Origin of the sequence: Streptosporangium minutum (assembly GCF_002149035.1) — a bacterium.
Taxonomy (GTDB): Bacteria; Actinomycetota; Actinomycetes; order Streptosporangiales; family Streptosporangiaceae; genus Streptosporangium; species Streptosporangium minutum.
This window is the reverse complement of sequence record NZ_NGFP01000359.1, coordinates 1-7,527: the sequence shown is the minus strand read 5'-3', so window position 1 is coordinate 7,527 and position 7,527 is coordinate 1. Positions and strand designations below refer to the sequence as shown.

At 71.6% G+C, this 7,527-nt stretch carries 7 protein-coding genes; 2 read left to right on the top strand and 5 right to left on the bottom strand.

Annotated features, from left to right (window positions below):
- The coding region (locus CA984_RS41300; RefSeq protein ID WP_423229304.1) for a VOC family protein at positions 1 to 200 on the bottom strand (200 nt) is incomplete at its 3' end.
- A gap of 172 nt (positions 201 to 372) precedes the next feature.
- Between CA984_RS41300 and CA984_RS41295 the strand changes: the two genes are divergently transcribed.
- Entirely contained in the window at positions 373 to 3,186 is a 2,814-nt protein-coding gene (locus CA984_RS41295; protein ID WP_341351760.1) for an ATP-binding protein, read from the top strand.
- A gap of 191 nt (positions 3,187 to 3,377) precedes the next feature.
- Here CA984_RS41295 and CA984_RS41290 read toward each other — a convergent pair whose 3' ends face one another.
- From CA984_RS41290 to CA984_RS41280, 3 genes are all read right to left on the bottom strand, one after another.
- Positions 3,378 to 4,361 carry a scabin-related ADP-ribosyltransferase gene (locus CA984_RS41290; protein ID WP_423229361.1) on the bottom strand — a complete coding sequence of 328 codons (984 nt, stop codon included), beginning with the start codon at positions 4,359 to 4,361 and terminating at the stop codon, positions 3,378 to 3,380.
- 91 nt (positions 4,362 to 4,452) lie between these two features.
- A complete protein-coding gene (locus CA984_RS41285) occupies positions 4,453 to 4,770 on the bottom strand; it encodes a hypothetical protein (protein ID WP_133061938.1) in 318 nt (105 codons plus the stop codon).
- 385 nt (positions 4,771 to 5,155) lie between these two features.
- A complete protein-coding gene (locus tag CA984_RS41280) occupies positions 5,156 to 5,740 on the bottom strand; it encodes a TetR/AcrR family transcriptional regulator (RefSeq protein WP_086578778.1) in 585 nt (194 codons plus the stop codon).
- Between the two features lie 113 nt (positions 5,741 to 5,853).
- On the opposite strand from CA984_RS41280, the gene CA984_RS41275 reads away from it, so the two are divergent.
- Positions 5,854 to 6,114: a putative antibiotic biosynthesis monooxygenase gene (locus CA984_RS41275; RefSeq protein ID WP_086578777.1), complete on the top strand. Its 261-nt coding sequence runs from the start codon at positions 5,854 to 5,856 to the stop codon at positions 6,112 to 6,114.
- 6 nt (positions 6,115 to 6,120) lie between these two features.
- On the opposite strand, the gene CA984_RS41270 is transcribed toward CA984_RS41275, so the two are convergent.
- On the bottom strand, positions 6,121 to 7,353 hold the full coding sequence (locus CA984_RS41270) for a cytochrome P450 (protein WP_086578776.1): 1,233 nt from the start codon (positions 7,351 to 7,353) through the stop codon (positions 6,121 to 6,123).
- Positions 7,354 to 7,527: the final 174 nt, after the last annotated feature.

Here is a 7,527-nt window from a genome sequence, read left to right as displayed (position 1 = left end):
GCCACCGGGGAGGTCATGCCCTGCGGTCCACCGCCGGGCACCAGTCCGATGTGCTGGCCCTCGGCCTCGAAGCCGACGTAGTAAGGAGAGTCGGTCTGCGGCGCGATACCGAGCAGGGCCGCGTACACCGCCTTGGCCTTCGCCAGGTCGGACACGGGGTGCAGCACGGTCTTGATTCCCTGGGGGGAAGAGCCGGTCATGGTCGCTCCTGTGGTGGTGGGCCTCGTCGACCCGCTGTTTGCGTGTTCACAGCTTCGCTTCCGGCCTGACCGGGCCGCATCCGTGGTGACCACGGAACCGCCCACGGAACCGCCTACGGATCGACGACACGGAGCGCGCACAGGGGCCACTACGGATGAGAGCGCGGAGGGAGTGCGGCAATATGTGACAGTGATTGCAGCAGTGGACATTTCGCCCCGGGAAGCCGAAGTGCTGGAACTGGTCGGGGCCCATTTCAGCAACGCCGAGATCGCGGCACGGCTGTGCATCTCGGTGCGTACCGTGGAGAGTCACGTCTCCTCGCTGCTGCGCAAGCTGGAGGTGCCGGATCGGCGGGCGCTCGCCCAGCGCGCGCCCGAGCCGGCCGGCACGGGCCCGTCCCATCCGGCACCGGTGCTGCCGGCCCTGCTGACCTCGTTCGTCGGCCGGGTGAGCGAGCGGGCCGAGCTAGCAGAGATGATCAAGGCACACCGTCAGGTGACCGCGGTCGGTTCCGGTGGAGTGGGCAAGACCCGGCTCGCGCTGGCGGTGGCCGCGGAAGCAGCCGGCGATTACGGCGACGGGGTGTGGTTCGTCGACCTGGTTCCGGTCACCGATCCCGACCTGATCGCCACGGCGGTCGCCGGGGCGCTCGGCCTCGGTGAGCAGCCCGGCCGCGACATGACCGGATCCGTGGTGGCCGCGCTGGCCGACCGCCACGCGCTGCTGGTGCTGGACAACTGCGAGCACGTGGTGGACGGGGTGGCGCTGTTTCTCGAGCGGCTGCTGGCGACGTGCCCCCGGGTGACGGTGCTGGCGACCAGCCAGGCACGGCTGATGGTGCCGTTCGAACGGGTGTATCCGGTCCCGCCGCTGTCGCTGTCCGTCGACGGCGAGTCCGACGCGGTCGCGTTGTTCATGGAGCGGGCGGCGGCGGTGGGCCGGTCGCTGGATCCCGCACTGCGCGACCAGATCGCCTCGATCTGCGAGCGGCTGGACGGGATGGCGCTGGCGATCGAGCTGGCCGCCGCCCGGTGTTCCACGCTCGGGCTGGACGGCATCACCGCCGCCCTGTCCCACCCGCTGCGGATGCTGACCGGCGGCTCCCGTGCCGACGAGCGGCACCGTTCGGTGCGGGGGGCTCTGGACTGGAGCCATGCTTTGCTGGAACCGGCCGACCAGGCGCTGCTGCGCCGGGTGTCGGTGTTCGTGGCGCCGTTCACCGCCGCCGCGGCGGCGGAGGCAGCCGGGTCCGAGGAAGGCATCGTCGCCGAGGGACTGGCCCGGCTGGCCGAACAGAGCCTGCTGGTGGTGACGGCGTCCCTGGGCGGGACCGAGTACCGGGCGTTGGAGACCATCCGCCAGTACGGGACCGAGCGGCTGGCCGAGGCCGGTGAGCTGGTCGACGCTCGATCCCACCACGTTCGCTGGTGCCTGGCCAAGGTCGCCGAGCTGGCGGTGGTACGAGCGGACTGGCGGGCCCGGTTCGACGCGGTGGCGGACGATCTGCGCGCCGCTCTGGCGTGGGCGGCCGACCGGCCGGAACAGCGCAGGGACGCGTACGATCTCGCCCGGCACCTGGCGGAGCTGACCTTCATCCGTAACATGATCGGCGAGTCCCAGGGGCGCTATGAGCAGGCCGCCGCGCTCGCCGACGACCCCGCCGACGGCGCGTCGATGCTCCGGCGCGCCGCAGCCGTGGCCGGCTGCCGGATGCACGGTGATGACATGTACCGCCTGCACCGCGAGGCCGCGGATGTCGCCCGCCGGTCCGGCGACACCGCCGGCGCCGCCTGTGACCTGGCGACCGCCGCCGCCAACGCCTACCGGTTCTCCGGCAAGTTCGTACGGAAGCTGCCACAGGAAGAGGCGATCGCGCTCATCACCCAGGCGCGGGAGCTGGCCGGCGACGACCCGGCCGCCCAGGCCGCGGTGGCGCTGGCCGAGGCTGGGCGGGCGCTCACCGAGATCGGCGCCGCACCGGGCCTGAACGACAACGCGGTTCCCATGACGATCGCACGCGCCGAACGAGCGGTCGAACTCGCTCACCGCACAGGTGACCCGCTCGCCGAGTCCGCCGCGCTCGATACGCTCACCTGCGCCCAGAGCTGGGCCGGTGACACGTTCGCCGCCGCCGGCACGGCCCGGCGCCGGATCACGCTGCTCTCGTCCGCACCGGATACCCCGGCCGGTACCCACGAGCTGATCGAGGCGCTCGGCGAGGCCACCGAGGCCAGCCTCGGCACCGGCGACCTGCCGGGTGCCCGCCGGTGGGCACGGCGACTCGCGGATCATCCGCTGCTGGCGGAAGTCGGCCACCGTGCCACGAGCTGGCTCCTTGTGGCCGACGCGATGGCGGGTGACGTCGAGGGGATACTCACCGGCAGCGTCCGGTTCCTCGACGCGTGGCAGCAGGCCGGCAGCCCCGCCAGGTCCGTCCTCGGGCCGCCGGCGGCCGCGGTGGCGGCGATCCACGGCCTACGTGACGACCAGGACGCCTGGCGCGAATGGAGCGCGGTCCTGAATCAGCTCGACCCCTCACCGGGGAATACCCACGGCTACGGGGCGATCTTCGACGCGATGCTGCTGCTCCACCGTGGGCAGGCACCGCAGGCGCTGGAGCGGCTGGCGCCTGAGCCCGGCGAGGTGTGGCAGTGGGTCACCTGGATCTGGCTTCACTGGTACGTGGCGCTGCGCGCCGAAGCTGCCGTGCTCGCCAGGAGCTCCGACGCCGGCGACCGTCTGGCCGAGGCTCGGACCGTCGTGGCCGGCAACCCGGTCGCCACTGCCATCGTGGAGCGGGCCCAAGCGCTGCTCGACGATGACCAGGAGCGGTTGCTCGCCACGGCGGACGCGTTCGACACCGCCGGCTGCCGCTATCAGGCGGCGCGGACCCTGGTGCTCGCCGGCGGCGACCACGCCGCCCGCGGCGCGGTCGCGCTGGCCGATCTCGGCTTCGCCCCGATGGCCCCGCCCCGACACCCATGACGACCTCAGAGTGACAGTCGCCGGGCAGGATCCCCTAGATCGGACTCGGCGACCGTCACTCGCCCGGTCGGCGCAGGTTGCGGCATCGGAAGACGGACGAGCATTCCTGCGGTCCACGCAGGCTGATCCGCCTCAGGCCGGAGCCCCTACCCCGGATCACCTCATCTGGGAACCGACACCCGGATCGGAGGTCAGGGGCGGTAGTGGGGATTGTTCACGTAGTCCCCGAACGTCTCCGTCGCGGCGTCGTAGGGGCGTGCCCCCTTGATGAACCGTCCTTCGACGCCGCCGGGGAACGCCACCTCCTGCTGGTGTCCGGTGCGGAGGGCGGTGCCCATGGTCTGGGAGAGGTCGATCCCGCCCGGCGCGTCCACGTCGTAGAGATATCTCATGGGGAATATGTCCATCGGATTGGACAGCCGGGTGGTGCCGACGAACGCCGACTCCTCGAACCGCAGATGGGATTCGAGATCGGTGTTGTCGGGGCGCCGGGGGTGGAAGCCCGGTCCGAAGACCTCGTCGGGGTGGCGGTCGTCCGCGCGCCGGAGGATGAGCCGGTCGGTGCGCCAGACCGGAGTGGGGGTGATCGCCTTGACGTTGACGTTCCGGTTGGCCGCCGCCCGCAGCGGATCCGGCCGTCCGCCGAACCTCATCCGCAGCTGGTTGGGGGATTTGGCGGAGAGGATGCGGCGGAGCCGGGCCGCGACGCCTCGGGCCAGGGTCCTGCTGAAGAACCGTCCGAGTTCGCGGCGGAAGACGGCCACCGCGCGCTGGGCGAACACCCGCGAGCCGAAGACGGCCGTACGCGCCTGGAGGGCGGCCATGCCGAAGGTGAAGGCGGACGCCGCGAGGGCCCACGCCAGGATGGCGGCCACGATCCCGGCCGCGACGATGAGGGCCTTCTTGAGGATCTCGACGAGGGTGGCGAACCCGTCGTGGGTGTCGGCCAGGGCGTGCAGGGTGGTGGCGAGACTGGACAGGTGCGCGGCGTCGTCGCCGGCGTTGTCCGCGGCGGCGAACCGGACGGCGCCCCGCGTGCCCGGGATGACGTCGGCGGTGATCACGGCGGCACAGGACCGGTAGGCGGTGGCGCAGTCGCGCAGCCTGTCCTCGTCCTCGGTGGGCCACGGCACGCCCAGCATCCCGAACGCGGTCTCCAGGCCGGCCGGAAGCATCACCGCCACCGGGCCGCCCCCCGCCCGCCACGCCGTCCGGCCGTCGTCTCCCCGACCGGCCCCGGTCGAGACAGACAGCTCAGGTCAAGTGTCATCGGATGGACGGATCCAGATCCTGGACGGTGACCATGTTGACCAGCTCGGTGGCACGTGCCTGGTCGCCCATCTCCCGGACGCCCGCGCCGGTCATGTCGAGGTTGGCGTGAAGGTGATCGCATGCCTGAGCGAGCGTCTCGTTGATCTGGTCCATGACCATGCCGATGACGCCGACCCCCCACGGAGAGCGTTCGCCGCCGGCGACGGCCTTCAGCAACGCGTCCGTGTGCTGCCTGAGCAGATCGACCGGCTCTCGCATGCGCTGCCCGGCACCGCTCAACGACACATGATCGACCTGCAGTTCGCGCCCCACCCACGCACCCCCGGTACAGCTCGCCTGTCATCAGAAACATGGATTATTACCTGATATAGCCGGTAATCCCTATGAATTATGGCAAATCGCAAGAAGATGCCGGAGCCGCAGGACAGAGGGAGCCGGAACCGCGCGTGTCGCTTGCGGGGGACCTCGCCCGCGACGCGGTAGTACGGCATCCGCTTCTCCCCAGCCTGTCCGGTTAACGGACGTCAATGCCCTTCAGGTGAACAAACTTCTGCCGCCGGTGGAGGGATGTCGACCGTGAGCATGTCCGGCGTCGTCCTCGAAGGACGCCTGCGGCGAGCGCGCCGACGGCGGCCGGGGCGAAGTCGGCGGGACAGTATGTGCGCTCTTTCCCACAGCCGGAGGCCTGGCGTGCGGTTCAGGCGGTCAGCTTGCGTACCAGGCGCACCAGCGCCTCCCGCCGGGTCCGAGGGCTGTCGTCCGCCGCGCCCGCCATGATCATCCGTGCGAGCTGGGGCGTCGAGAACCACCAGCCGGCCAGCGCGATCACCGCGTACAACAGCTCCGCCGGTGGGATCTCGTCGCCGAGCGTCCCGGCGTGCTGCGCGGCGGTCAGCGCGGCGACCTTGTCGGCGTAGTGGACGGCCCGCTGCGCCTCGGCTGCCACCTGGTCGTCCCCGGCCTGCAGGCCCTCCCAGTGCAGGAGGCGGACGAAGTGCGGGTGTGCGCTGTGGTAGTCGAAGACGCGTCCCGCGTACTCGCCGGGATCTGCGGCCAGCCCGGCGTCCAGGGGCACGGCCGCGGCCAGTTTCTCCAGCTCCTGGGTCAGCACGGCGCCGAACAGCTGCTGCTTGCCGCCGAAGTACTGGTAGATCCGTTCCTTGTTCACCCCGGCCTTCGCGGCGACGCGGTCCACCCGCGCGCCCTGCGGCCCGTGTTCGGCGAACTCGCCGACCGCCGCGTCCAGCAGGAGCTGCCTGGTCTTCGCCGTGTCCCATGCCATGACCTCAGCGTACGGCAAATTCCAACTCGCTGGTTGGATTTTTGACGCCGATGTGCCAAACTCCAACCAGCGAGTTGGAATTTGGGTCCGGCTCCCGCGCCGAGGAGGTCGTCATGTCTGTCCCTTGTGGCCCCGCCGCCGCCCCCGCCGTCCCGTCCGTGCACCACCGGGCGCTGCTCACCTGGCTGGCGGTCTACTCCATGATCACCGCGACCCAGCTGCTGCTGGGCGGTCCGATCGCCGCCCTGCCGCTGCCCGTGCGGACGCTGATCCTGACCGGTGTCGTCGTGCCGGTGGTCGTGTACGTGCTGGTCCCGGCGCTGCTGCGGGTCCACGCGGAGGTGCGGCGCCGTCTGGCCGGTTCCGTCCGGTGAACGGAACTACCCGGCGAGACCGCCGAAGGCGACGGGGAGGTGGCGGGGGCCGCGCAGGACCGGGTTCTGCCGGTACGGAGGCGGGTCCTCCACGAGCCGCGGGTCATCCAGCCGCCGGGCCAGCTCGGTCAGCGCGAGCTGCGCCTCCAGCCGGGCGAGGGGCGCGCCGAAGCAGTAGTGGATGCCGTTGCCGAAGCCGAGGTGCTCGTTGTCCCGGCGCAGGGGGTCGAACCGGTCGGGGTCGCGGAAACGCCTGGGGTCCCGGTTGCCGGAGGCCAGCATGAGCCAGATGGACGCGCCGGCGGGGATGACGGTGCCGGCGACGTCGATGTCGGCGAGGGCGGTGCGCTGGGGCAGCAGCTGCACCGGCGGCTCGTAGCGCAGCAGCTCCTCCACGAGCGGGACGGCCAGGTCGGGGTCGGCCCGCAGCCGCTTGAGGGCCTCCGGGTGGCGCAGCAGCGTGAGCATCCCGTTGGTGATGAGGTTGACGGTGGTCTCGTGGCCGGCGATGAGGAGCAGGACGGCGGTGGTGATCACCTCCACCGGTGACATCTGCCCGTCGGGGCCGTGGTCGGTGACCAGGGCGGAGAGCATGTCGTCGCCGGGCGCGCGGCGGTGTTCCGCGACGAGCCCGGCGAGATAGGCGCCCAGCTCGGAGCGGGCCTGCTGGGCGACGCGCTGCCGCTCGGCGGGGCCCTCGGCGGGGTTGGGGTCGAGGGCGGAGACGATCGTCTCGGCCCAGCCGTGGAAGCGCGCCTCGTCCTGGTGCGGCACCCCCAGCAGCTTGCAGATCACCATCACGGGGAAGGGGTAGGCGAAGTCCTCGACGATGTCGACCTGGTCCCTGCCCTGGAAGCCGTCGACCAGGCCGGACACCATCCGGGCCAGCTCGCCGCCCATGTCGTGGACCCGGCGGGGGCAGTGCGGCGGCCCGAACGGCCGGGTCGCCAGGCGGCGCAGCCGGTCGTGCTCGGGCGGGTCGAGCCGGAGGAAGCTGGGGGGAAGGGCCGGGTCCTCCTCCGGCGGGAGGACCTCGCCCGGCTGGGCGACGCGGTTGCGCACGTCGGAGCTGAGCCGCGGGTCGCGGAGCAGGCTGAGGATCTCCCAGTAGGTGCTGACGGCGTAGACGCCGTCGTCCTGCCGTGACACCGGCGTCCTGCGGAGCTCGGCGTAGAGAGGGTACGGATCGGCGCGGCTGGCGTAGTCGGTGATCTGGTGCAGCAGGGTTCCCGATGTCATCGAATCTCCTTGAGCGTGGAGACCCCGGGCTTCAGCCCCGGGGAGGAGGTCAAGGCGGAGTCCTTGAACACGGCCGGCCGGGGCACTGGCTGTCAGGCACGGGCCGGGGTGAAGACGACCCGCCGGTCGCTGGGCGAGTAGCCGCTCAGGGTGACGGTCGGTCCGTGGGTGGGC